Annotated in this window: 22 protein-coding genes; 6 read left to right on the top strand and 16 right to left on the bottom strand. The window is 45.7% G+C overall.

What is annotated here, in order from left to right; all coding sequences use genetic code 11:
- Positions 1-87: 87 nt before the first annotated feature.
- The 3 genes from ACFVRY_RS00685 to ACFVRY_RS00675 form a co-directional block, all read right to left on the bottom strand.
- Positions 88-4,062 carry a discoidin domain-containing protein gene (locus ACFVRY_RS00685; RefSeq protein ID WP_387495990.1) on the bottom strand — a complete coding sequence of 1,325 codons (3,975 nt, stop codon included), beginning with the start codon at positions 4,060-4,062 and terminating at the stop codon, positions 88-90.
- Positions 4,063-4,624: 562 nt separating this feature from the next.
- Complete coding sequence (locus ACFVRY_RS00680; RefSeq protein WP_387495987.1) at positions 4,625-5,323, bottom strand: Crp/Fnr family transcriptional regulator; 699 nt, start codon at positions 5,321-5,323, stop codon at positions 4,625-4,627.
- A gap of 75 nt (positions 5,324-5,398) precedes the next feature.
- On the bottom strand, positions 5,399-6,913 hold the full coding sequence (locus ACFVRY_RS00675; RefSeq protein ID WP_387495984.1) for a DUF4153 domain-containing protein: 1,515 nt from the start codon (positions 6,911-6,913) through the stop codon (positions 5,399-5,401).
- Between the two features lie 113 nt (positions 6,914-7,026).
- On the opposite strand from ACFVRY_RS00675, the gene ACFVRY_RS00670 reads away from it, so the two are divergent.
- Complete coding sequence (locus ACFVRY_RS00670; protein WP_387495981.1) at positions 7,027-8,721, top strand: ABC transporter substrate-binding protein; 1,695 nt, start codon at positions 7,027-7,029, stop codon at positions 8,719-8,721.
- Between the two features lie 42 nt (positions 8,722-8,763).
- Here the strand turns inward: ACFVRY_RS00670 and ACFVRY_RS00665 are convergent, their stop codons facing one another.
- The 3 genes from ACFVRY_RS00665 to ACFVRY_RS00655 all read right to left on the bottom strand — a co-directional run bounded on the left by ACFVRY_RS00665 (position 8,764) and on the right by ACFVRY_RS00655 (position 10,316).
- Complete coding sequence (locus ACFVRY_RS00665) at positions 8,764-9,255, bottom strand: DinB family protein (protein WP_066372899.1); 492 nt, start codon at positions 9,253-9,255, stop codon at positions 8,764-8,766.
- A 159-nt stretch (positions 9,256-9,414) separates the two neighbouring features.
- A complete protein-coding gene (locus tag ACFVRY_RS00660; RefSeq protein ID WP_387495976.1) occupies positions 9,415-9,852 on the bottom strand; it encodes a GNAT family N-acetyltransferase in 438 nt (145 codons plus the stop codon).
- A 17-nt stretch (positions 9,853-9,869) separates the two neighbouring features.
- Positions 9,870-10,316: a hypothetical protein gene (locus tag ACFVRY_RS00655; RefSeq protein ID WP_139084808.1), complete on the bottom strand. Its 447-nt coding sequence runs from the start codon at positions 10,314-10,316 to the stop codon at positions 9,870-9,872.
- Between the two features lie 163 nt (positions 10,317-10,479).
- Here ACFVRY_RS00655 and ACFVRY_RS00650 point away from each other — a divergent pair, with 163 nt between their 5' ends.
- Entirely contained in the window at positions 10,480-11,016 is a 537-nt protein-coding gene (locus ACFVRY_RS00650) for a GNAT family N-acetyltransferase (RefSeq protein ID WP_066371270.1), read from the top strand.
- A 67-nt stretch (positions 11,017-11,083) separates the two neighbouring features.
- Here ACFVRY_RS00650 and ACFVRY_RS00645 read toward each other — a convergent pair whose 3' ends face one another.
- Positions 11,084-12,508, bottom strand: a complete 1,425-nt coding sequence (locus ACFVRY_RS00645; RefSeq protein ID WP_387495971.1) for an NAD-dependent malic enzyme — start codon at positions 12,506-12,508, stop codon at positions 11,084-11,086.
- Between the two features lie 710 nt (positions 12,509-13,218).
- Here ACFVRY_RS00645 and ACFVRY_RS00640 point away from each other — a divergent pair.
- Entirely contained in the window at positions 13,219-14,163 is a 945-nt protein-coding gene (locus ACFVRY_RS00640; protein WP_066371274.1) for a tyrosine-type recombinase/integrase, read from the top strand.
- A gap of 26 nt (positions 14,164-14,189) precedes the next feature.
- Positions 14,190-15,266, top strand: coding sequence for a D-alanine--D-alanine ligase family protein (locus tag ACFVRY_RS00635; protein WP_387495968.1), 1,077 nt, complete (start codon positions 14,190-14,192; stop codon positions 15,264-15,266).
- On the opposite strand, the gene ACFVRY_RS00630 is transcribed toward ACFVRY_RS00635, so the two are convergent.
- The 3 genes from ACFVRY_RS00630 to ACFVRY_RS00620 form a co-directional block, all read right to left on the bottom strand.
- Positions 15,261-17,705, bottom strand: coding sequence for an ATP-binding protein (locus ACFVRY_RS00630; RefSeq protein WP_387495965.1), 2,445 nt, complete (start codon positions 17,703-17,705; stop codon positions 15,261-15,263). The genes ACFVRY_RS00635 and ACFVRY_RS00630 overlap by 6 nt on opposite strands.
- Positions 17,706-18,105: 400 nt before the next feature.
- Positions 18,106-18,696, bottom strand: coding sequence for a histidine phosphatase family protein (locus ACFVRY_RS00625; protein WP_387495962.1), 591 nt, complete (start codon positions 18,694-18,696; stop codon positions 18,106-18,108).
- Between the two features lie 46 nt (positions 18,697-18,742).
- Positions 18,743-19,339, bottom strand: coding sequence for a TetR/AcrR family transcriptional regulator (locus tag ACFVRY_RS00620; protein ID WP_387495959.1), 597 nt, complete (start codon positions 19,337-19,339; stop codon positions 18,743-18,745).
- Positions 19,340-19,459: 120 nt separating this feature from the next.
- Here ACFVRY_RS00620 and ACFVRY_RS00615 point away from each other — a divergent pair, with 120 nt between their 5' ends.
- Positions 19,460-20,467, top strand: a complete 1,008-nt coding sequence (locus ACFVRY_RS00615) for an acrylyl-CoA reductase family protein (protein ID WP_387495956.1) — start codon at positions 19,460-19,462, stop codon at positions 20,465-20,467.
- A 75-nt stretch (positions 20,468-20,542) separates the two neighbouring features.
- On the opposite strand, the gene ACFVRY_RS00610 is transcribed toward ACFVRY_RS00615, so the two are convergent.
- The 5 genes from ACFVRY_RS00610 to ACFVRY_RS00590 form a co-directional block, all read right to left on the bottom strand.
- Positions 20,543-21,361 (bottom strand): cupin domain-containing protein, encoded by an 819-nt coding sequence (locus ACFVRY_RS00610; RefSeq protein ID WP_387497705.1) that lies wholly within the window; start codon positions 21,359-21,361, stop codon positions 20,543-20,545.
- 180 nt (positions 21,362-21,541) lie between these two features.
- A complete protein-coding gene (locus ACFVRY_RS00605) occupies positions 21,542-22,075 on the bottom strand; it encodes a cyclase family protein (RefSeq protein ID WP_387495953.1) in 534 nt (177 codons plus the stop codon).
- Positions 22,076-22,111: 36 nt separating this feature from the next.
- On the bottom strand, positions 22,112-23,719 hold the full coding sequence (locus ACFVRY_RS00600) for a sensor domain-containing diguanylate cyclase (RefSeq protein WP_387495950.1): 1,608 nt from the start codon (positions 23,717-23,719) through the stop codon (positions 22,112-22,114).
- 206 nt (positions 23,720-23,925) lie between these two features.
- Positions 23,926-24,666: a GTP pyrophosphokinase gene (locus ACFVRY_RS00595; protein ID WP_387495947.1), complete on the bottom strand. Its 741-nt coding sequence runs from the start codon at positions 24,664-24,666 to the stop codon at positions 23,926-23,928.
- A gap of 140 nt (positions 24,667-24,806) precedes the next feature.
- On the bottom strand, positions 24,807-25,841 hold the full coding sequence (locus tag ACFVRY_RS00590; RefSeq protein ID WP_387495944.1) for an HD-GYP domain-containing protein: 1,035 nt from the start codon (positions 25,839-25,841) through the stop codon (positions 24,807-24,809).
- A 272-nt stretch (positions 25,842-26,113) separates the two neighbouring features.
- On the opposite strand from ACFVRY_RS00590, the gene ACFVRY_RS00585 reads away from it, so the two are divergent.
- A complete protein-coding gene (locus ACFVRY_RS00585; protein ID WP_387495941.1) occupies positions 26,114-26,416 on the top strand; it encodes a Dabb family protein in 303 nt (100 codons plus the stop codon).
- A 45-nt stretch (positions 26,417-26,461) separates the two neighbouring features.
- On the opposite strand, the gene ACFVRY_RS00580 is transcribed toward ACFVRY_RS00585, so the two are convergent.
- Positions 26,462-26,794, bottom strand: coding sequence for a DUF3024 domain-containing protein (locus ACFVRY_RS00580; protein ID WP_387495938.1), 333 nt, complete (start codon positions 26,792-26,794; stop codon positions 26,462-26,464).
- Positions 26,795-26,806 lie beyond the last annotated feature (12 nt).

The raw sequence follows: 26,806 nt of genomic DNA, 5'->3' as shown, positions 1-26,806 counted from the left end.
AAGCCCTCACGACAAAAAGCCGCTCCCCTGTAAAAGCGGGAGACGGCTTGTTGCAACCAGCTACTGAAACAGTTAAGTCATGATGTTTTACGGATTCACATTAATAGTGAATGTCGAGGTATTGTTCTTGATTGGTGTTACTGTGTTCGTAATCTTCAGATTGTTGAAGGTGACGGAACCGACTGCCGGACCTTGACCCGGCTCAGCGGATTCATTGACCCAGATGCCGACGCCGGATTTAGCGTCAAACGCGTCACCGCTCTTTTGCGCGCCGGAAATCGTGATGTTATTGAAGATAGTGTCTTTTACCGGGAACTGCGGTGTATTACCGACATAGTTCGTCTGGAACATAATGCCGTGGTACGTTGGATCAATGATATCCACATCGCTGACGCGGATTCCCTGGAACACCTTGGAGGCCGAGAATACCCAGATGGCTGGGAAGGTCTGGGAGCCCCAGAAATGTCCGCCCGCCCGCTCAATCGTAATGTTCTCGAAATTCGTGGTTGGGGAAGCCCCGAAACCATTCATCGGATATCCAAAGTCAAGCGAACTGATCGTAACTCCGGAGTAAACCAGCGTATCGGCGATGTAGATGTTGCGGAAGGTATTAGCATAACCGCCGTATACCGCGAGCCCTGCTGCACGCCAGGTCAGGAGTGAAGTCAGATTCTCATAAACATTGTCTCTCATGTCAGATCCGCCTGCATCGATGGCCGAGAACAAGGCAAAGCTGTCATCCCCGGTCGCGCGTGCTTCAATATTGGAGACCAGGTTGTTCGTGCTGCCGTTTGTCATATTGATACCGTCGGCAAAAGTGTTGCGGATACGGGAATTCTTGATAACCATGTAGTCCGTGTTAGCACCCCAGTACATGCAGACCTGATGCTCGGTCCAGATGTTGTCGATGGTGATGTTGGCCACATTGGCGAAATCAAAGACTTTACCCGGACCGTCGATACGGGAAGTATAGTTACCGAAGTAAGCGAAATTGGCAAAAGTGGAGCCGTTCGCCGTATCGGTAGCTCTAAATCCGATATCTGTATTGCTCTGATTGGCTGGGGCCACGAAACGTGTATACCATGGTCCTGCGCCAATGATTTTTACAGGCTTGCCGTACACTTGGAACTTGTTAGAAGTCTCATACGAACCGGCAGGCAGGTAGACACCGACGAGGTTGCCGGTAGTATCCATACGGAATTTGTCCAGTGCGTTCTGCACGTCTTGATGAGTAAATCCAGTAGGCACTACATATTTGGCTGGGTCAGGATTTGGAATCGGTGACACTTGCTCTAAGTTGATAAAGTCGATAGCATATTGCGACGTATTAGCAGCATCCTTTTGCAGGCGAATCTTGCTTCCCGCCGGGATGGTGCTGTCGAACATAATATTGGCTTCGTCATAGATATGACGCGGTGAACCTGCGCTTGGCGTGTTGCCCGGGTTAGTCTCTGAGCCGTACAACCAGGCATACTTGGAAGTAAGGTTGATCGCCTTCGTGAAGACACCGTTTACATAAATATTAAGTGTAGCATCTGTTCCGCCACCACTCGGGGAATCCGGAATGGAGAAACGGGTCACCAGCGTATTCGTGCTGGCTCTGGTGGTGAATTCCACGTAGCTGCCTGTGGTATTCAAGGTTACCGCTCTGCGGCCGGAAGCTTCACCGGCAAGGTCGCCAATGTTACGGTTCGGTGCAAGCTTGACGGCACCGCCGCCAACGACAGCATCCTCAGCTTCGTACATATCGTAAGGCATATTGGCCCCTCGTCCTACGAAGAGAGATTGATTCTGAATGTTGTTTCCTTGTTTTACAGGAAGCTCATTGGCATCGACAGCAATCTCGCTCTTGATGTTGTACTTGCCGTTACCGGCTGTCCAAGAACCAAGACTGATTGGTGCTGTCGTTTGTCCGCTGGCAATCACGCCAGTGTAAGAACCGCTCAGGGTCTTCACTACTGCATTGGTTGTGGCATCTGTAATCGTCAGGGTAACAGCATGGGCCCCTGCGGCGGAAGCCGCTGTGCCCTGGTTCTTGATTGCGATCGTGAAGTTTACCGTGCTGCCTGGCGATGGATTGCTCGGCGACCAGCTGACGGAGTCCGCGATCAGGTCGGAGCTGGATACTGCTGCAACCGTCAACTGGGACGGATTGGTGTAGTTGTTGTTGGATTTGTCCAACTCAATAATGCTGTTGTTCTCATCCACCTTGGCAGTTACTGTATAAGCTGCAGCATCCTTGGCTCCAATGTTCACAGAGACATTCGTGGAAGCTCCTGCAGCAATGGCTCCAACCGGAGCAGTGCCGACAAGCGTCGTACCCAGGTAGAAGTTAACACTGGTGGCTCCAGAAGCAGCCGTACCGATATTCTTCACAGTGGCATTAAGTGTGATAGCAGTGGTCTCTATCGGAGCTGCCGGTGTCCAGGATATCCCTGTGATCGTCAAGTCCGGGTTAGGAGCTGGCGTACCGAAGATTTGGAATTCGGCAATTTGCCCAGCGCTGGAGCCAGAGTTTGTCGTAATTCTGAGCTGCACTTCGCTGGCTGTAGCATTAACCGGTATGGTCACTGAATTGCCAGTAGCCGGATTAAAAGTATAGACGGTTGCCGGTACAAGACTGGAGAACGTAGTTCCGTTCTGGTCCCGTCCGAGCACCTGAATCGTTTGTGTGCGTGTAGACCAGGACGAAGACGGGTTCAGCTTCAGTACAACGGAGCTAAGATTGGCATTCGCACCCAAATTCACACTGAGTGTATTCGGATAACTTCCGCCTGCACCTTCCCAGTAAGTATTTACATTTCCGTCATTAGCATTGGTGGCTACGAAAGTAAATACTGAAGAAGAAGCGGTGACCGGTTTGTTCAGCGCCAGGTTGGACCCTGGTCCGGTCGTCGGTGTTGGTGTTACGGTCGGCGACGGCGTTGGTGCCACGGTCGGCGATGGTGTTGGCGCTACGGTCGGCGACGGTGTTGGTGCCACGGTCGGCGACGGTGTTGGCGCTACGGTCGGCGATGGTGTTGGTGCTACGGTCGGCGACGGTGTTGGTGCTACGGTCGGCGACGGTGTTGGTGCTACGGTCGGCGACGGTGTTGGCGCTACTGTTGGTGACGGTGTTGGCGCTACTGTTGCCGTCGGCGCCACGCCCGGTGTGAGATTAAGGTTGTCCAGATTTACATTACCAGTGTCCCCGGCATCGTACTTGTACGCAATCGTGTTAGTTCCGGCATTCAAGGCCAGTGTCTCTACTTTGGTGGACCAAGTGTCCCAGTTTGCCAGATTCAGCAGAGAAGTCTGCTTCACCTTCGTTCCGTTGACGTACACGCTGATTGTCTTGGTACCGCCGCTGGCATTGGCATAACGCAGCGCTGCGTCATAACTGCCGGCTGTAGGTACGTTCACTGTGAAGGTAGTTGAGGCACCTTGTGTCAGGTATCCATCCACAAATCCCGATCCAGTGTAACCCGTGTGATCGGTGTTCACCTTCGCACCACCGGACAGCGCAGCCGCTTCGGCTTCATACGCTCCAGAAGGTGTTGCAGTCGTACCGTAGACTTCAAACTCAGAGATTTGAGCGGCCGCCCATCCTGTATTAGCAGTAATATTCAGTCGGACGTATCTCACACTTGTCGCTGTAAAATTGATGGTTACCGTATTGCCATTGGATGGATTAAAAGCATAACTGCTAGAAGATGCCAGATTGTTGTAACTGGAATCGTTGCTACTTCCCTCTACAGACAGTGTCTGATTTCTTGCGCCCCAATTGGACGGCAGCTTCAGCACGACCTGGTTGACATTGCTGGCTTCACCCAGATCCACTTTAAGCCACTGTGGAAAAGCATTGCTGCTACTCTCCCAATACGTTCCCTGGTTGCTATCATTGGCATTGGAAGCCACATATACATCACCAACAGAGCTAGCTGTAATCGTCTTACCCTGGGCCAAATTTCCGGCTGCTGAACTCACAGATGGGAAAAAGGCTAACTGGCCCACAAACAATGCAGCAATCAGGCAGTACATCAGGACGGACCTTCCCGTTGAAGCTTTGCGACCTGTTATCATTAACAGCCAACCTCCATATTTTTTATGGTGAAGCTTGAAACCTTTTGGACTGCACACATCTTTCGAAAACAAACACTTCTTGGATACCAAGTCTCGAAATCTTGCAAACTCCCACTTCGTATACGCTTTCAAAACCAGCCTTTAGCCATCTACCGCCTCCTCCAGGATACTGAAATCGTAGAGAAACCTTGTGAAGCAGCATACTATTACTAGTAGAAAGCCCATAGTGATCCCCTTAGGCGCAGAAAGCAGTCGCTTCGCATAAAAAAGAACGATCCCCTTGCTTGCGTAAATATGCATAACTGCAACTCAACACGCAATATAAGAAGATCGAATCTCGGAGGATGACTATTAACTAACTAATAATGGTAATAATATAAGATATAGTAATCTTCCAGTCGATGGCAATTTCTATGATTTGTATGTGGTATCTTACGATTTCGATAAAATATGCCAATAGTCTTACTTCAAAAGACTGATCCCTACCTATAGAAAAAGCAAAAAGACCGCTTCTTCCGGCCGCAGCCTGTTAAAGCGATCTTTGATAGCAACTTGTGCCACTCTATTCGTACAAACTGCCGCTCGCCAGTTCAGCCAGCTTCCCTTCATCCAGGATGCTTAGGCGGCCATGCTTGCGTTCGATGATGCCCTGTTCAATAAATTTACGAACAATCCGGTTCAGATGCCGGTAGCTGGTACCCAGCAGTTCTGCTGTTTCTGTCAACGTGGAGGTGCGAATCTCATCTATGTATCGTATCCCCTCACCGTCCGTGAACAGTGATAACAGATAGCTCGCAAACCGGTTCTCTACCGGATACAAGAGGTTCAGCGCAGAAGTCTGTCCCAGCGTGTAGAGCTTGTGGCTCAGTTCTCCGTATAGAAAACGTAGTAGCACCGCATTATGCTCCATTTCCTTCAGCAGCCGTCTCCGGCTGGCAAGCAGGATCAGGCTGTCTCCCACCGATTCTACTTGGTTCTTCACAGGATATTCCCGCAGCAGTTCTACATCTCCGATAATCGACATTGGCCGCGCGAAACGTACCAGCATTGACTTCCCGTTAGGCAGCAGCGTGTGAATCTTAAGGTTACCTTGTACCAGAATGAACAGATATTCCAGCTTGTCTCCAACCGAGCAGACCGCCTCACCATCCCCGTACAATCGCAGCTCCATAGACTCGATCATCGGATTGCCAAAAATTTCGTCAAGACCGTTTTTTTCCGCCAGATGGCGAACAGCCTCCCGGTCATATATCATTTGCATTCGCCATATCCCTCCGATGCTTCAGTGTAATGTAGAATGCCCCGTAAAAAAAGGACTTATGTCCTTTTTGGCTATTTATTTCGTCTCTGCCTGAAAATACTCTCTCAGTTCATGTTCTGCCCTGTATCGTGATACATTAAAAGACTGCCATTTGTCAGCCGTCTGGCTGACCTCCCATTCCCTGCGTAAATCATTATCAAGTATACCATTCTGACTACGGCTGAAATCAATCAGAGTCGGAATCGCTTGTGGCGATAATGTAAACAAATAATCGGCATCCAGTTGTCCACTGGTGACATACCGTTCAATATTCTTGTTCGCGACAATTACGTCCAAGCAGATATAGTTCATCACGACGTATGACACCAGCCCCAGCACGATATAACATTTTGCCAGAGAAATCTTCTTGCTTCCAATCCGCAGTGCTGCCAGACCAAGCAGCAGGCCCAGGAAAATCATAAAAGCATGCACCAGAAAACGCGTGTAGGTATATCCGTATGCTTCCTCATATAACGTCAGCCGGGTAAAGGCGGAATACAGCATGACGCCGGAACAGGCTACCAAGATGTATAGCAGGACGCGAGTGATTCTTCGCAGCATACCCTGTCCTTCACCTGAAGGCAGAAGGCATAACATAAGCAGTATGAAATTGATTCCTGTCACCATCACCAGCTCGAAAAAACCGCTCCGTGCATAATCAGCATACGTGCTGCCCGTTGGCAGAATTCCCTCCCACGCACCGAACAGATAGGAGAACTGCACGAACACAAACAGCACATAGACCGTATTAATCGAAATTAGAATCGTCGCCATGATCACAGGATCTATTCTGAAGACTGGCAGTTCCGGTGTCTCCATATTTAGCTGCTGTAGCGCAGGATTCTGGGCATTCCAACTGTAATCCTTGGGATCTACAAAGCCCCAGACCAAGCCGAAAAAACCAAGTCCGAACAATAGTACCCACAACACCCGTACAACACCCTCGCCCAGAGACAAGTTGCCCAAAATATTGGGAAGCTCCTGCATCAGATGAAGGAAGACTCCGTCGGCAGAGGAGAGCAGCGAGACCACAACCAGCAGGATCGGACATGAAATGGTCAAACCAATCAACACCTTAATCAGAACCTGCTTACGCTCATCCTTCATTTTGCCACCCTGCTTGCTGCGCAACTGGGCAAAGGCTGTACCCCAATGCCGAAAACTCTGCGGGAAAAAATGTTCCAGCATTTTGCCGATCAGCTTTCCCTCGCTCCACGAGAGTCTGTCTGCTCCCAGCATATACGTCATATGTAAAAGAATCAGAACCGGAAGGACCAGCAAATTAAGTCCGAAAAATAGCATATCCTGGAACAAAACAAACGTTAGCGAGAGTAAGCCGATAGAAGCTAACCATAGGTAGCTGAACCATGAGAACGGACGTCTTTGCTCTCGGGCGCAGTACAGCATAAAGACGTAAAACAAGGTCACAAATATCGGATAAGATATACCGGGTTGCGCACCATAGAACAAATACTGGTGAATAACAGCCAGCAGAAATGCTGCACCCAATACGATAAGAGGGCGGACCCGCCTTACTTCGTTTTCAGACATGGTAAATACCTCCAGTTTATGACTTTCTAATCCTTATTTTAAATGTTAAAATAAGAAGATAAATAGAAAAAACGAAATTATTATTTCCTATTTTCCAAGGAGGACCCTCTTTCGTGAAGCTGCATAGCCAATATTTGAAGCTCCATTCCCGCTACGGAAGCGCCGCCGAAGTAGCTGTCACCCTGGACGAGCTGGCACAGACCTTGGGCTGCACACACCGTAACGCCCTGCATGTCGTGAATAAAATGGTCCAGCAAAGCTGGATCGTCTGGACATCCAGCCGCGGCCGGGGGCGGCGCTCTACGCTGCGTTTTCTGCTGCCTTCCGAGGAGATCGCCCTGCAATCGATGAAGCAGGCGATCAGCCGCAAGGATATCCTTAGCTCCATCGAGGGTATTCGGGACCATGCCCGATCCTCGTCGCTTCAGGACACCCTTCAGGGCTGGCTGCTAGCCTATTTCGGCCATCATTCCGAGATCCGCAGCGACAAGCAGATTGATACTTTGCGGCTGCCGATCACACAACAACTGCATACCTTTGATCCGCTTTATATGAATTTGTTGGCAGAGTCTTTTGTGTCGAGCCATGTATTTGATGGTCTGCTGCGCCAGAGCGGAGAACAGAATGTGATCAGTCCGGGGCTCGCTCATGCGTGGGAGGCCGATCAGAGCCGGACAACTTGGACTTTTTTTCTGCGTAAAGAAGTCCTGTTCCATCATGGCAAGGTGCTGGCTGCCGAAGATGTCGTCTATTCCTTTGAGCGGCTGATGCAAACATCTCAGCGAACGCTCTATAGCTATATTTTCAAGGAAATTCAGGCGGTTACGGCTCTTAGCCCAACTACTGTTCAGATACAGCTCAAGCAACCCAATGAGCTCTTCCTACCCTTCCTGTGCACCAGCCGGGCGGCGATTGTGCCACGGGACTCGGAAGGTGCGCGTGGTGCAGATCTCGGGCGTCAGCCTGCCGGGACAGGACCGTTCAAGGTCACAGAGATGCATGAGCATCTATGTGTGCTGGAAGTGTTTCCGTATTATTTTCAGGGACGAGCCCACCTGGATCGTGTAGAAATTATCTATGTGCCGTGGGAGATGGATGCATCTTCTGCCGATTCCGGTGCCGCGTTCCATGTGATCCAGAACCCATCCGCCCCCGAGTCTTCGAGCTGGAGCCGAATGCACTCGGAGTCCTCCACGCGCAAATTCGTGACCTGCAATACGCATAAAAAAGGACCGCTGAGCGATCCATTGGTCCGAGGTCATCTGATCTCCTGTCTGCATGGGCAAGGGGCTGCAACTGACAATATCCCGCAAGGGTCTATCCCCCGCGCGGGCCCATTGCAGATTGCCACCATCCCCCAATATAGGGGTGATGCCGAAGATATTGCGGTCAAACTGACTGCCGCCGGCTATTCCTGCCGGGTCGTCACCGTCTCCCCGGAGGAATTCAAAGGGTCGATCCGTCTGGAATCAGACCTCATTGTCTTCTCCCTCTTCCGTGATCAGGATGAGCAGCTGCGGCTGTTCGACCTTTACCAGACCTTGTCACGGCACCTGGAGGCGCACACGCGGGGCGACATCGAAGGCATGCTCCACAGAATCTCCCGTGAGCCCGATCCGCGTGTCAGAGCCGAGATCTTTCAGCGGATTGAGAAACGTCTGACGGACGAGCATCACCTGCATATTTTATATGAAAAATCGACCCAAACCGCCTACCTTCCTTCGGTTCGCGGCGTCACCTTCAACAGCCAAGGCTGGGTCGATCTGCGTCATATCTGGTTTCCTCCGGAAGACTTGAAAGCCCGGTAACTCCACAGTTACCGGGCTTCTTCAACGGTTAATTATAGCGGTCTATTCTCTGCCAGGCAGACTAAATACCAACCCTTTTTCTATTAGGTTAGCCGACACCGGCGCCTTGCCGATCTCCCTAGCCCATACGGATAGCTGTCCCATATGATGAATCTCGTGAGCAATCACATGCCGGAGCACCTCACCCCAAGCTAGGGAGCGCACCCGCCCATCCGGCAGCAGATCATCAAACATTTTCCGTTCCAGCTCTTCCCGCCAACCTAATACGAATCCCTCTACATCATGCCGGAAACGTGCATCTAGCGCCCTCACCTGTGCCAGGCTTTGATACAAATTGAAATCCTCCAGAAAATCCGGCTTGCCCTGAATGGACTGAATCCAGCTCCACTCGACATCAGCAACATGGAATAGCGTCTTCAGAATGCTCCCTACACCACCTGTCCGTACTTTGAGAAGATCCTCCTCCGGCACATCCTCACACCAGCGGTACCACTGCTCGCGAACCATCCAGTTATAACGAAAAAAAGTCTCCAAATAGAACGCCTCCATGATAATCATATCCTGAGTATAATATGGCGGGAGCTCTCGTAGTATGGAAAAGATAGCTTTAAAAAATTGATCCCGCGTAGGTTCTCCTTATTCTCTCCTCGTCTCTTACCGCACAAGGCTCCCATGTAGCCACTCTGGTTAGCCCTAGCTTAAATGCTTCCTGTAACCCTCTACCTTCTCATCGCGGAAGCCCAGCGTTTCATAGAATATATGTGCTTCCTTCCGCTGTTCGCCTGAGACCAGAATCATGTAATAGCAGTCCCGCTCACGGGCTATTTCCTCCATCCGCACCATCAGTTTCTTGCCAACGCCTTGCCGGCGGGCACGCGATGAGACCACAACATTCTCAATGACCATAAAGGACCGACAATCCCCCACCAGGTCGTAGCACAGAATCCCCATTACTGAACCTACCAGCTCACCATCTATAAAAGCCCCCAGCAGAATGTACCGGTTATCATCCTTCACCAGCTTAAAAACTTCCTCCAGCTTACTCCGCTCTGCCGCTCTCTCCACCAGTTCATGATACAGATCGTTTAACGCGTCCAGATCGTCCGTTTCAATTTCTTTAAGAATAACCATGATTGTCCTCCGTCGATTTATTTTTTGGGAACCTGCAGCTCAAATTGCTCCTTCTGTCCATCCCATTCAACCGAAACTTGAATTACGGCGTCCTCTTGCTCGATAGAACCGTTACTTACAGACCTTGATTTCAAATCACTAAAGTGAACCGGACCTTCAATAGTGCTACTACCTTCTCCGGTAGTCCCTTTGTAGCTGTACTTCAACTCTTTTATATCACCGAGATCGGTTTGCTTGCCCTTGTACTTGAGCTGGAAGGTACGCTCATTCGAAGAGCTGTACTCCGGTCTCACGCCTTTCCTGTCGGTCAATGTCGTTGATGCTTTCTGCACATACTCCGCCGCCCACTGCTCCCCCTCACCTTTAAACGTATAATTATACTTATAAGTCTTCGAGTTACAGGATACAAGAAGCAGCAACATTATTGCACTCACCAGCAAAACACGAAGTGCCTTCGTCATCATCCAGACCTCCTGTCCTTTGATTAAGGCAACCTGTCAGACGGTCTCAAGATCGCCAAGTGATTAGTATAATTTTACAACAAAAAGAACTTTACCTTCCAGTTCTATCGTCCGCAGGAGTAAACTTAGAAAATACTATTATTTTCCTCACGAAAGGATCGATAAGATGTCTGACTTTGAATTCCCATCCTTGCAAACTGCCAGATTGACCTTAAGATTGCTAACACTTGAAGACAGCCAGGAGGTATATAAACATTTTGCGGATGAGGACGTCACGAGGTTCATGGATATTTCGCCCTGCAAGAGCGTCGAAGAAGCTGAAGAAATCATCCAATTTGGCATAGATCACCCGGGGTGCCGCTGGGGAATATTTGAGACGATCACTGGCACGCTTATTGGCACTTGCGGTTATCATTGTTGGGTAACCCAGAGCAACGGCGAAGCCAAAGCAGAAGTCGGATATGACCTGTCAAAAGCATACTGGGGTCACGGATTTATGACAGAAGTCATGCCCCCCGTGATTTCATTTGGTTTTGAAAAAATGGGGCTAACGATGATTGAAGCCACAGTGGAACCCCAGAACGAGCGATCTATCCAACTGCTGAACCGGTTAGGCTTTGTACGACATCAAGAACTCGTAGATCAACTCGTTTACTTCCATCTGAACTCGCCATTGCGTGAAAGCTCTCCTGCCAGCTTATAAGCTCTGTATGCATAGCAAAGAAGGACAGCCAAACCAGCTGCCCTTCGCATCATTCAAGCCCTTAGCGCTACTCTTCCTTCGCTTCTGCAGAGAAGTCCGGGGGAATCCGTCGTGCTGTATCCGTTGCAATCGCCGCCTTAATCACAGCTGAACGAACATGCTCTACCACCTTGTCATTAAAAATACTTGGAATGATATAATGCTCATTCAATTCGTCCGGTTGCACCACGGAAGCAATAGCCTTCGCTGCAGCCAGCTTCATATCCAGATTAACCGACCTGGCCCGGCAATCCAAAGCCCCACGGAAAATACCAGGGAAGCACAGCACATTATTGATCTGGTTCGGGTAGTCACTTCGTCCAGTAGCAAGCACCCTTACATGCGGTTCAGCCAGATCCGGTTCAATCTCCGGCGTAGGGTTCGCCATTGCGAAAACGATGTTATCATCAGCCATGTTTTTGAGCAGATCGACACTCAAAATCCCGGCACCAGCCACCCCGATGAACACATCTGCGCCCCGGATCGCTTCCGGCAAGCCGCCGGTAATCCCTTCTGGATTCGTATGCTGAGCCAGCCTGTTCCACTCTGCGTTGCTGTATTCTATTTTAGCCGAGAGAATGCCTTCCCGGTCTACCGCATAAATATTTCGGGCCCCCGCTGCCAGAAGCAGATTACAGATGGAAACACCTGCCGCACCAATACCGACCACAACAATGCGTGCAGTTCCAATATCCTTGTCCACAACTTTGAGCGCATTCAGCAGACCTGCAAGAGCTACAACAGCCGTGCCATGCTGGTCATCATGAAAAACAGGAATGTCCAGCTCTTCCTCCAACCTTCGCTCAATATCAAAACAGCGCGGCGAACTGATATCCTCCAGATTGATCCCGCCAAATCCGGGAGCAACCGCTTTCACAATTTTCACAATTTCATCCGGGTCTTTTGTATTCAGACACAAGGGGAATGCATCAATGTCTGCCAGCTGCTTGAACAGCATAGCCTTACCTTCCATCACTGGCATCGCCGCTTCAGGTCCGATATCTCCGAGACCTAACACCGCGGTTCCGTCAGTTACAACAGCTACTGTATTTCTTTTCATCGTCAGGGAATACGCTTTGTTAGGATCTTCATGAATGGCCATGCTGACACGGGCTACGCCCGGTGTATACACCTGCGACAGGTCTTCCCGGTTCTTGATCGGCATCTTCGGAGTAACCTCAATCTTACCACCCAGATGAGCCAAGAAAGTCCGGTCAGATACGTTGATTACTTTGATACCCGGCATGTCCGATAACACACCGACAATCTCGCCGTTCGCCGCATCCGGCACATTCACCGTAATATCACGGGTCGTCACATCCTTGCCCGCACGTATGACGTCAATCGCTACAATGTCACCGCCCACCTCAGCAATTCTGGATGCTACATCACCAAAAGACGCAACCGATTTCCGTATTTCCAGCCGGATAATCATTGTTGTCGCTATCGACATACATTCTGCCCCCTTGTCTCAAAGTCTGCTTCCGCTGTACAACACTCATATTATAGGAGATAGATTCCCATTACAATAGATGGAAATTCACACACCCTGCCCACCGGATGATCATTGTCAGGATAACCAAAAGAAACGACATTAAGACATAATATAACCCCCTCCAAGCGACAAATGCATCGAAAGTCTCAAGTTAACCCTGAGTATTGGAGTAACTGGAATAGTTCCTGTTATTTTCCTTAAATTCTCTTCTTATCAAAGATTAACTGGAAAAACTCCTGTTAATCTCCTTAATAATAGAGCATTAAGGGATAAACGAGGTTAATAACGGGAGAAATTCCATTTATTTATGACAAATAAGGTGAAACGAAATAATTAACGGTATATTTTCCCGATATCCAATTCCCTTCTAAGCTCGAACGTCAGCTCAGGTGATTGTTTCGCCGAAGTGTGAACTAGCGGTCGCTGATCTTAAGAATGATCGCGTATGAATGAGTTACATGTGTTACATAAGTTACACCCTTGTGCACCAAAGATTTCGCCCACCCAAGACGTTTAATTTTTTAAAGTTCACACTATACAACTGAGCAGTGCATAACAACACGAATATGGGTAGCACAAGGATAATCCTAACGTTCTAACGGTAATCTTTGCTATAATTTGAGCAGTCGTAGAGCCTACATAACATACATACACCAGGAGGAATACCATTGACGCTCCCCGCTTCTGAACTGCCTGCATATCTTGAGAAATATATTTCCTTTCTAATCATAGAGAAGAATCTGTCTTCCAAATCAATCAAAGCCTATACTTCTGACCTCAACATGCTGCACTTCTGGCTCATAGAGAACGCTGTAGAAGGCATCACTAGCGAAAGTCTTCACCTCTATTTTCATAGCTTCAACAGTTCAGGTACACTCAAAGACTCGACTATAAAACGCAAATACATATCAATTAAGGCCTTTTTTATATTTTTAGTCCAAAAAGAGTGGCTAGATCAATCCCCTCTTCAGAATTTCGGAAAAAAATTCAAAATGGCCAAACGAATCCCGAAAACACTGGCGGTAGAGGAAATCGAACGATTGCTTCACTCCCCACAATTGGACCGTGAGACATTAAAGACTCCTTTTCGCACACGTTTATCCATCCGTAATGATGCGATAATCGACCTTTTATTTTCAACAGGAATGCGTATTGGAGAGCTGACTCAAATTCATTTGCAGGATATTGATCTCAAGAATAGAGTGGTGGTCATTTTCGGAAAGGGACGCAAAGAGAGGTTATTGTATTTGTCCAGTACAGAGCTTATTGAGAAACTGAATGAATGGCTGAGCGTTCGGGAGCTTTTCCGCCCCCAAGTCGATACCCTGTTCGTGAACAAATACGGCCAAGCGTTATCTATTTATGGCGTTGAAGATATTTTTACGAAATACAGGCAGCTCGCTAATATTAATGAAAAAGCCACACCGCACTATCTGCGCCATTCTTTCGCAACACAGCTGCTTGAAAACGGGGCCGATCTACGCGCTGTCCAAGAAATCCTGGGCCACTCCAGCGTAAGCACCACAGAAATCTACACAGAAGTATCTGTCAAAAGAAAACGGGACGTCCTCTCCCAGTTCAATCCCCGGAACCGGATTGTTACCTCCAAATAACTACGAATTATTTGGGGGTAAGGATAGTGAGTGAGATTGAAAGACTTATTGCAGATGCAAAATTAAAAGCAAATACTATTAAAGAAAATTATAAAATTGCTCTTTTAACAAATACACGTTCCAAAACTCGAACCATTAACAATGAGGTTATTAGCTACTCGCCTAATAATGAATTTTTTTCAGATGAAGAATACAACGAAGTCCTGGAAGGTATACAATCTGCTGATTATTATGTGGAACCGTTTTTTAACGAAATCGAATTCATTATGGATGCTCTTGTAAATGCTAATGAAAAAAATGATAAGTGGGTTTATAATTTATCCCGCAATGGAAACTTCACAGGAAAAAAATCATTAGTTCCTTCTTTCTGTGATTTATTGTCTATCCCTTATACAGGTTCCAATGCTTTTGTTATTTCTTTTAGCAGAGCAAAGTATATATACACAAAATATATAGAGAAACACAATATCTCAGTACCTCGAAGTTGGGTGTACAGCGCTAGCAATGGCTGGCTCCATCAATCAAAACCACCTTTTGGTACCAAAATCATAATTAAACCAATGCATGAGTCAGCAAGTATTGGCCTTTCCAACTCATCGATCAGCATTTATGATACAAACACAGAAAAACAATTCGATGAACAGATAAGTAATAATAGTGAAATGCTAGTACAGGAATTCATTCAAGGTTTTGAATGTGAGGTTCCTTTATTAATTTCAACTAAGCCTTATGCATTGGATCCCGTTGGTATTTCGATTGATGGACAGACTCAACTGGACGATCTCATACTAACTCATGAACGGTCTTTTAACGACTTATATGATTTTTATCCTTTGGAACAACAATTACATAAAAGTAAAGTTGAAGCTATAAAGACAACTGCTGTTCAAATTTCTTCTTTATTAGGACTAAGAAATTATGGTCGCGTTGATTTTAGGATAAATCATCAAGGCGTTCCATTTTTAATGGATATTGCTGCCTCTCCATATACAACTAAACATAGTTCATTCGCCTTTTCTTTCGATAAACTGGGTTTAAACTACTATGAAATTTATAATGCGATAATAGGCTTATCAGCAGCTGATAATTCTCTAGTTTTATAGAGAAGAAAATTGCAAATCAGAAAACAGAAATAATCTACAATAAAATTCACTAGCGTCATCTTCGTGTGTTGAATTATCATAAATCCATTTATCCAGCATAATAGGATTCATAATTTTTTTTTCAACCACTAACTTTTCCAGTGCTGTAATTCTACTTGTGAATTTCTTTTTATTCTTTTTATGAAATGTTGGTGGATTTTCTTGCATACGTTTTAAATAAGATGTAGCGTCCTCCCAATTATTTTCCAAGATACTTCCTACTAACTGTACATTAGAAATGTAATAATCGTAGAAATTATCCTCATTATCAACAAGGACATGCTTTTTTAAGTCATCAAGAAGAGTATAGCAGCCCTTAAAATCTCCCTTTATTAAAAGAAGATTCATAAGATTAAGAAGCATAATAGCGTTTTTCTCATTGGGAGTAAGAGACAATTTATTTTTAAAGTTCGTAATAGTTTGGTCTAACAGTACTTCATCCAACGCTTCATTATTTCTGAAGGATGATAAAAAATCGGCCAAGAATAAATTGTTATATACTTTATCTTTCGAAGGAAATTTTATATATTGATGTTCAGCAATGAGTTCTAGGCATTTGTTTAGGTGGGATATAGCTTGAGAATACTTACCTGTAACAATTAAAATTCCGGCATAATTACAAAGCGCAAAATAATACTGCAAATAGTCTTCTGTCCGTTCAAAATACGCCACACTGTCCTGTATAGCTCTTCTGGACATCAATACAGACTTGTATAGAAACGATTTTCTATTAAGAATCTTGCCCATATATTCATAAAATGGGGATTGAGATTGGTTGCGAATGAATTTCTCCAGATCTAAAGCAATCATTTCGGTTTGATCAAAATCTCCGAGTTTATTGGAATATGTTGAAAACAATGCGAAGGAGCACTGTGCCCACTGCTCTTTCTCTGAAAACTTAAGTTCGACCATTAGTTCTTTTAAGTTGTCTGTGTGCTTGGAGATTCTGTCCGTATTCATATCGAGCATCAATGATACTAATAGTTGCACACGCGCAACTTCTGCATTGAACAAAAGCGAACCTGAGCTTGAAATATTATTAAGTTCTTCATAGGCTTTCAGATAATCTTGCACCATGTAGAGCTCGCAAGATTTTATTAAATGATTGAAGTCTGCACATTGAATTTGAATATTATAACTAGTGTTGCTTTCAAAGATTTTATTTAACATTTCCTTGATATGTATAGACTCATTGCTATGAATTGCCACCTCCATATTACGACAATAAGCCAATATTAATAATCCTATAACTTCTACTAAATATTTATTTTCATTATCAGCAAATGAAAGATGTATTGCACGAGCTAAGTAATTTTCAGATTTATGTTCTCTCAAATAATGCGAGTAATGAAAATGAAATTTGGCGACAGAGCCTGCCAATCGCTCATAAAAATATTCTTGAATACGGTTATTCGAAAACATGAATTCATCACTCTTTTTTAAAAGCAAATATTCGCAAGATTTATGCAAATAAAAATCTATGTTTTTCATATCTTTACAGAGATATTCTATTTCCTTGATATTAAAATTACCCTCAATAATAGAGGAGGCTTTTAAAATATCAAAAAAATCCTTTTTTTGTTCACCGAACAACTCTAATCTGTATTCAAGAATTTTCATAAGATTAAGATTGGTACTAACCGCTGGAACTATCGACGAGTTATGACTATGTAATCCTTCTACTACTATTTTTATAAAATCAATATTCGCACCACTAAGCGACCTGATCGTTTCAAGTTCTTCTTTGCTAAGAGACAGATTATATCCGAGTACACTTAAAATTTCTTTCATTTCATGGTCCTCAGGTAATGCTAATGGTAATATTTTTCCTTCGTTGAAAAATGTCTTTGCTTCTAGATAAGGTGATTGCTGTTTTTCATCCTCATCTATTATCATTACAATTTTAATATTTTTATTACTAAGTACTTTTTTACTTGTTATTAGTGTTTCTAAAAATGATTTTGAAGATTTGTCCCAATATTGATAACTGTCAGCAACAATAACAATATTCTTTTGATTTATTTTATTTAGTTTTTTAACAAAAAAACTAATTTTGGAATCAAAAAGTTCTTTTTTTCTAAATGAATTTGTTAGACCTACACTGAATATTTTGGGAATAGACAATCCTAGGCTAAAGCTCGTTCCAGTATGTTCTCCAAAAGGAAGTTTAACATCTTCTGCAAACGTAATTGTAGAATAAGCATCGACCAATCCTTTTGTACCTTCAATGTAATATCCTGCCCAATCCTCGTAAAAATTCTCAACTTTTTCCAGATATTCTTTTATCACAGTTGTTTTACCAGAACCAGTAGGGCCATGAATACATACAACATTAGTTTTTTCACTAGTAAATGCGTCCTCGATTGCGTTTCTTATATTTAATTGTTTAGTAGAAAGCAAATGAATTGACCCCCAAATAATTCGTAGTTATTAGGTCATATTAGAAAGATTCGGAGGGAGAAACTTGAATTACAGTTTATCATCACAAATCAAAAATATGATCTACTATATTATTAACTTATTCGAGTTCAAATTCCAATATCCTCCTTTTTAACATCCACATTCCTCAAAAATATAGCAAATGTAGACAAAATAAGACAGCAGGTCTTTATAAACCTACTGTCTTATTTTGTATTTTAGCCTATTTATTACATAATGTTCTGAGTGAGCAATAGCAAATGTCCTGTGATTTCCTCTTGGTCAGACCGCATGGCCTATGCAGACAAATGATTTTCTAAATTCTATAGTCTTTAATCAGAAGAGAATGGAGGAAATTAATAATTATCATGCTCTCTCTGCCCTACCCAAGACTCTTCTCAAACGTGTACAAACCACCATTTTTCGGAACTGTAAATGATTCCCCTTGATATCCCCTCCGCAGCAACTCCTTACGGAGAACCTTCATAAATGCGCCATGAGTCACGAGCAATGTAGCTGCGTTCTGATCTTGTTCCAACTGATCAATAACACTTCTTGCTCTTAATGTCGTCTCTATCCTGCTCTCTTGCTGAGAACGGTGTGATCCATACCAAGCCAGCCTTCCAATCACCATCCACCAGCTTAGAGGCAGTTTTACAGGGAGCTTGGTGAATGCACGAACATCGATCTCTCTGAGCTGATCCGTTACAATAATTTCGCCAGTGTACATGCTTTTGGCTGTTTCAGTTGCTCGATATAGATTACTCGACAAGCACCGCCCCCAGTCTACATCAAGAACATTTACGACCTGAGGCATTTCTATACTGCACGCATTATATTCATCCACCCAAGCGTTGAATTGCTTCGCGCTCATCCATGTTCTCTCTGTTTGCAAATCAACTTTGAAGTGTCTAAGCAGTCCAATCTTCACATTCCCGCTTATAGTAGCCACCTCATTTTCTACAGACTCCATGTATTCGCGCAACTTAGTCTAGCATCTACTTTAAAAAGACTGCCGGTCACTTGCTAAGCACATTCAACACCGCATCATAACAGGATTTCTTAAACACAGCATGCAGATTATCCCGGTCCGACATCAGCCATTGAATCAGACAACCGTCAATTACCGCCCGGATAACCGGAGCCGTTGTATCCGGGGAGAGACGGGCGGCGAAGAGCCCCTCCTCTTGACCGAGCAGCAGCACCTCTGTGCTAATACGGGTACAGTTGTCATAGAAACGCTGATTGATCTCACGGTACACAGGAAGTCGGCTCGCCCGGGCCAAAAAATCCAGGTAGACCCGGTAAAAGGAGCGATTCTTCTCCGGGGAGACGAACACGGCATCGATGTAAGCCATCAGCTTACCTGTAGCCGTCGTCTGTTGCTGAACAGCTGCGTGTTCTTTTTCATAGATTCTGGCGGTTAGCCACTCTAGCAGCTCCGTCAGGACAGCTTCCTTATTCTCAAAGTAGTAATGTACTACCCCCTTGCTCACCTCAGCGTGATCCGCTATGACTTGTAGTGTCACGGCATCATATCCAGATTCGGCCAGCGCTCGAAAGGCTGCGGAGAGGATTTGCTTGCGTTTTTCCTCAGATTTCTTATAACGTACCATAATACCTCCACTAAATAGGCAATAATGCATATTATATCACAGACATAAAAAAGTTGACCGGTCAGAATAAATATTATATAACTGTCTTACATTTCATTTGAGTAAAGGAGTCCTTCGCACATGAACTCACAACTACCAGAATCATTTCAAGCCCTGATTGTTGATAAGACCGACGACTCATTTTCTGTCGGCATTAAATCTCTAACCTTGGCAGACCTGCCTGCCGGAGAAGTTGTCATCAAGGTCGCTTATTCCAGTGTAAACTATAAAGATGGTTTAGCCAGCATTCCTGATGGGAAAATTCTCAAATCCCATCCTTTCATCCCGGGAGTGGACTTGTCAGGCTATGTAGTCTCGTCTAGCGACGAACGTTTTACCGAAGGTCAGCCTGTGATCGCTTGCGGCTATGGCATTGGCGTAACCCATTTTGGTGGCTTTAGCCAATATGCGCGTATTCCCGCAGATTGGATCACGCCCCTCCCGGACGGACTCAACTTAAGAGAAGCCATGATCTATGGAACCGCCGGCTTTACAGCAGCCTTGTCCATTCAGGGCCTGGAAGAGCATGGTCTGTCTCCTGAAAAAGGAAAAGTGCTGGTCACCGGAGCTACCGGCGGTGTCGGCGGAGCTGCTGTCGCCATGCTTGCTACCAATGGTTATAAGGTCTCTGCCAGCACTGGAAATGGTGCAGCTGGAGACTATCTCCAAGCGCTGGGTGCTGAAGAAATCCTCACTCGTGAAGATGTTCTTGGGACATCTACCAAACCCCTGGACAGACAACTATGGCAGGCTGCCGTCGATTCTGTCGGAGGATCTACACTCGCTGCCGTCCTGAGCAAGCTCGCTTACAAGGGCTCTGTAGCTGCAAGCGGGTTGACCGCAGGGACCGCCTTACCGACTACTGTGCTACCGTTTATCCTTAGAGGAGTCAACCTGCTTGGTATTGATTCCGTATTCTGTGATGCGAAGACAAGAGCAAACGTCTGGGTACGTATGGCAACCGACTTAAAGCCTGATGATCTGGAGCTTCTGGTAGACCGAGAAGTGACGCTCGAGGAGCTCCCAGAAGCGCTGGAGGATATTTTAAAATTCCGGACCCGCGGACGTGTGCTTGTTTCTTTAACTTAAAGTCATTTTCTCTAAAAAAAGGGCGTCTCCGCAGCCGTGGTTCTGGCTTGGGAGACGCCCTTTGACATCTGAGGGTTAGAGTGATTCAGGTGCTCTGACGTATTGTACGATCGGCTGCTGTTGCGCATACGGCTGCTGCCGATTGCTCTGTCCATACACTTGATGGGTATACACGGGTTGGCCATAAGGCTGTGGTGCTTGTGCATAGGGCTGCGGTGTCTGTGCCCAGCCTTGTTGAGGTGCATTCCAGTGGGGCTGAGGAGATTGCCCATATTGCGGAGGGATAGCCCCGTAAAGAGATTGGCCATGAGGATGCGGATTCGGCATCGTATTCTCCGTCTTGCCTTTGACCGCTCCTTTTACACAGCCCACCGGCGGACCAATGAAGGTCTTCTTTTGAATAGGGCCGAGCGCCTCTTTTACTTTAGCTTCATCCAGGCAGTAAGTATGAGCAAGCACATTCGTTGGAGTAAGCTTCAGAATATCCGAACCAAGGATTACCTCGGGAATCGGTGCATCAAAAATAGCCAGCAAATGTGTGTCATCCACCGTAGCCACCTCGTAATGCCACCAGCCTTGTGGAACATTCGCTACTTGACCCGGGGTAATCGGGAAATGCAAAAGCTCATTCGTAAACGGGTTAATCAACGAAACCACAGCCGAGCCACAGATGCAATAAACCAGTTCTGCCGCATTTTGATGATAATGGGGTTCTACCACATTGGATTTACTAAGGAAAATATCCAGCAGTGAAGTGTTCTCCAGCGTGTTCAATTGTTGAACAGACAGCACATTGATAAAGTTCCGATCATCTTTTTTGAAAAGCGGGCTTTTGTTCACATCCGCAGTAAATTGTGTCCCAGGAGACGTATAATCCATATAAGAAGTCAAAATACATTCCTACCCTTCTGTTCATCCCAATTTTGGACTCTCTAAGGTAAGATATGTATTTGCCTAGGCCCAGGTGCGGATTTTTTTATGTTACCCAGTCCATCAATGGATCCGGGCAATTACCCGGGAAATTGCGGAATCCGACTGAATTCGTAGCGGCAGGGCGATCACTTCAAACTTTTTCTAGCCAAGCAATGCACCCACGTTCGTCAGATTCTCCAGAATCAGTACGTCGTTCGACAATAGATACTTATGGATTTCAAAAGGAAATCTGTCTGGTGAAGGCATGTCCATACCAATAATTTTGACCCGCTTCTTCACAAGCAGTCTGGCAAATTCCATACTCAGCACAGGATGCCCCTCGAAATATCTCTCCTGTCCGAAATAGACGTCATGCCCCGTATGCAGAAGAACAATATCGCGTTCCTGTATCTTATTCTCACAAGCCTCCGAGTAATCAATTACCGTCTCGTTAGACACATCCAACATGCATCCATTCCCAATAAAAGTATCCAATGGGTACTCATTAATGGTCTTGGTAACATCTAGCATATGCATCGGTCCGTCAATGTGAGTGCCGGAATGCATGTTAATGTCTAGTTGATGATTATTATATTTATCTCTCAGAAATTGTTTGGAATGGACCAAATGGGTTGCGGTATCTCCTGGATATACGGGTAAGCCGTCAAAGATTAGATGAGTTAATTCGATCAACAAGGTAGATTCCCCCAAGATCAACAGTTAATTACTAAATCACGATTGCTCCGTTTCACTGCCAGAGATAATGGTTCTGTTTCTCCCCGTGTTCTTGGCATAATACAGCGCTTGATCTGCATTCCTAAGCAGCATTTCGCTGGACTGAGCGTGGGTGGGATAGTGGGCTATGCCCTGCGATACAGTTATTGGCGTCATGGTTGGAGCCTCACTTGCTGCCAAAGTTTGGCGGAAGCGTTCAGCCACAATGTAGGCATCCTCCGCTCGGGTATCAGCCAGCAAAATAATAAATTCCTCTCCGCCGTAACGACTGCAGATATCCCCGGGTCTGACGGATGCTGCTAGAATTCCGGAAACACGCTTCAGCACCTCATCACCGGTCAGATGGCCATAGGTGTCGTTGACAAATTTGAATTTGTCGACATCCATCACAATCAGGGAAAAGGAAGTGCGTGCCGCAATCCATTCTTCCATTACAAGCTCCAGGGCTCTGCGATTAGCAAGGCCAGTCAATGAGTCCGTCATGGCATGGCGCGTTAATTGATCCGTCTGCTTCTGCATCACCTTCAAGGCAGTAAAGAGCGTCTTGGTCAGCAAGTCAGCTTCCCTGTTCCAGTGGGACCTAGCAGCAGGGATTTCTATTGTCCCCTTCCCGACTTTGCTTATCAGATTCGCGAGATAGACGAACGGACTGGCCAGCCTGCGGGCCACTACAATAACAACGGCTATCAGCAGAATGAACGGTAGCAGCGTATACCAAAAGATTTTTTCCATATGACCTATAATCTGCTTGTGTATCACCTCGACAGGGGACACCACCACAATTCCCCAGCCGCTGGCGGGAACATTGGCATATCCGGCCAGCATCTTCACCCCTCCGATATTAATAACCTCTTGTGCACCGCTGTGACCTTTTATTAGCTCCTGAACAGCTTTATTAGCACTGATATCCTCACCAATTCGCCTTTTATCTGGATGATACAGCAGTTGCCCCTTGGAATCCACGATATAATAATATGAGCCGGTCTCATCCCTCTCGTTATTATCAAAAATCATACTGAAGATATTCTTCTCCTCAAGGTATACGGTACCACCCAACATCCCCCGATATCGTCCCTTACTGTCGAATAAGGGCTGGCTTATGAACATAGTCATTTTTGCGGTGTTTTTCGTAATATACGGCTGTGAGATATAAGTCTTCTTTGCGGCCAAAGCTTCCAATACTGGTTTGCTAGTAAACAGTAGCCCGGCGGTTCCAAGCGATTCTGGAGACACATTACGGATCATCCCGTTCTCGTTCACCAAAGCTATCGAATTGAAATAACTGCTGCTTTGTCGCATTAACTCAAGATAATGATTGAACAGATCCTCCGTTGGTCCATCTTCACTCATGAGGTTATGTGCACTGAAATCCAGGGTGCTGAGCATGGACTGGAAAAGAGACTCTGCCGTTTGACTCATCCGACTTGCGTTCGCATGATTCAGATTCAATGTCGTTTCGGTCAGGGACTCCTTTTCGGATTGGTAAGATGCAACCAACAGAATAGCTGAGGTTAGGACAAAGACCATTGTTACCAAGCCAATGAGGAGCGCTGTAAGGCCTATTTTTTTTCTGCGACCCAAATGGGCTTCTCGGTGTAAAGGCATCCTGCACCCCCTGTGTTTTTACGTGACCCTTACAATAAACAATGATTAATTTTATTATAAACGAAAGATTCACATGAACGGTAAGAAAAAAATGCTATATCCATCTAATACTCTCTAGGCGAGTGCACAATGCAGAACAGCGATCCCCCCATAACGGGAGAATCGCTGCTCTGCTCACTATTGTGATTGTTAGAATGAAAAACCTGTTATTCGCCCAAAAGTTTGAGGAAGCCGGAAGGCAAAGCGATTTTCTGATTATTGATAATAATTCGTTTCAGGTCTTCTATCATGTCGTCCTCGCCCTGTGCATCCTTAATTTCCTTAATCTCGCGGTGTAGACGTTCCATCTGCACATCCAGCATGTTTGCAGATTCAGCAGCCTGTTTCAATTCGCGGGTAAGCCGCTCCGGAACGGACTGGTTGTATTTATAGAAGATTTTATGCTCCAGACTAGCCCAGAAATCCATAGCAATGGTACGGATCTGTACTTCGACACACACCAGTTCCTGACCGTCGGACATAAATACAGGAACCTGAATCAGTAGATGCAAGCTTTGATAGCCGTTGGGCTTGGGATTCTTGATATAATCCTTGATCTCCAGCACCGTCAAGTCATCCTGCTTCTGCAGCATCTCGCTAACATGATAAATATCAGAAATAAAAGAGCAGGTAATACGCAGGCCCGCAATGTCTTTAATATCATGCTTCACAGAGGCCAGAGAGATCTCGCAGTTCTTGCGCAGCATTTTATTCATAATACTCTCAGGAGACTTCAACCGTGATTTCGTATGCTCGATGGGACTATAGTCATGAAGTGACTGGAATTCCTGCTTCAGAATTTCAACCTTGGTCTCCATTTCATCCAGTGCGAACTTGTAGAGCAGCATAAACCGGGTAATTTCGTTACGGAATCTCTTCATTTTCTCAATTTGATCTTCGGTCTTCATGGAAATCTCCTTCATCAGGTTATGAATTAATCATAGCCAATCCGCTATCGGAATTCAAATTTGGAATAAAAAGGGGATTAAAGCAATAAAACTGCCCTTCCGGTCGTTAGACCAAAGGACAGCTTTATTCTCATAGCGTACTAGATAAAGACTTCTTCAACAGACAGATTACGTTCTTTGGATAAGTCTCTGAAAGATTCATCCACCTTCACAAGCGGTTTGAACATGTCCAGCGGATTGTTCATGACAATGGTACCCATCTCCCCATTGCTGAGCTGTACAGTCTTCCCGACAAAGTTAGGCAGCAGATGTCCTGTTAACGCTTGTACTGCATTCCCGTTCAGCTTCCCAAATCCAAGCTCATGCACCTTGCGCAGTACGGTAACAAGGCCTTGCTTAGGTTGATTAGCTCTGGCAGCCGTCATACCCATATAAGTATTGGCGACAGCGACAATCCGTGTATAGGGGTGAATATCATTCTTGTGCAGTTTGCCCGGATAGCCGCTGCCATCCTCGAACTCGTGATGCTGGAGAGCCACTAAAGCAGTAGTTTCATCCTTCATGGATTCACGAATAATTTCATATCCGTATGTAGTGTGGCGTTTCAATTCTTCCTCTTGGGAAGGAGTCAGGACGCCTGTGTGATGCAGAATCCCAGCCGGAACCTGGCTTTTACCAATGTCATGCAGATATCCAGCTCTGCTGATCTCATATCGCTCTGCCTTGGAATGGCCCATCCATGAAGCGATATAATACGATAGTAATCCGACTTGCAGGGAATGATTGTATGTATCTACGTCGTCACGTTCGAACAAAAGCAGGAGCGAAACGACATCCTTTTGCTCATCCAGACTTTCTAGCAAGGGCTGAAGTGTATTGTCAACCATGGTTTGGGTGAAACTGCCCTTGGCAAGTGCTTCCAGAAAGATGGCTTCGTAGTTCTGGATTGTAAGATCCAGATTAGCTTTCAGATCCTGCTGGAGATTATTGACTTGCCCCCCCTGTTGCATGGAGCGCGGCTCAATATCCACATAATCAATCTTGTGCCGGATGAGGATGGTGATTTCTTCACTTTGGACGACAGTCCCTTTCGGGAGCACATGCAGACCAACACTATTGAAAGTGTCTGTCTGCAGACAGTCGCCGTGTTTTAGATCCGTGACATGAACTTTCAAGAATCAGCACCCCTTCTTATGTATAGGAATTTTTTCCTGTTGCTTTTACTTGATCATAGTCTATTAACGTTTAGCCTGACAATATGGTGAAAGTCACATAAACGCCGTCTACTAGGTCCAAAGTATCCCGACTTTAGCAGCACTACCCTTATCAAAGGGAGAAATTAGCCTTACCTCGCGTTTTTTCAGGTTTTATTGACAAAATTCTTTGTGGTAAGCTAGAGCGGCAACGTCCATTAGCCCTACACTTCATGTATAAAGGAGTTTTTACGATGTTTGAACATTTGGTTCTTTTTAAATTCAATGCTAACTATGATCCAGCGACAGGACCTCGGCTTGTAGAAGCTTTATTGTCTTTTAAAGGGGAAATTCCAGGTATTGTGCAAATTACAGCCGGTGTGAATGAGACTGAGGAAACAGACAATATTCGTGGTTATACACTGGGACTACGGGTAACCTTTGAAAATAAGGAAGCCCTGCGCCAGTACGGCCCACATCCGAAACATCAAGACTTTGTCCAAATGCTGACAGGCATCCTCGATAATGTCGTCGTGGCGGATTACCCCATCCAATAAAGAGAACCGGCGCGCGATCTAAGATAACAAACTTGCAGCAATCTTTCAGTCTCCAAAGATCCCCTGGCAATCTTGCTCTACAATCTTTAGTTGTTGCTCAAAATCAGCATTAGGCTTAACATTGTCCAACACATGCCAATGGTTCTTCAGGTCCCGCCAGTAAATGCACCAACCTTGATCACTCCTGCAAAATTGGGCGATTCCCCATTCTATCCATTGTCCATTCAGCAGAATCGGGCGCTCATCCAGCAGCGTTACCGTATCTTCATGTATCCGATACTTGAGTTTACGCTGCGGGTTGGAGCGCCCGGAGTTATTGGCTTTTATAAAATGATCCATGATTTTCTCTATACGTTTCTTTGTAAATGGATCCAGCATCTCATCCTCACC

The sequence above is a fragment of the Paenibacillus sp. NPDC057934 genome (assembly GCF_042887565.1).
Classification (GTDB): Bacteria; Bacillota; Bacilli; order Paenibacillales; family Paenibacillaceae; genus Paenibacillus_AQ.
This window is presented reverse-complemented; position numbering and strand designations above follow the sequence as displayed.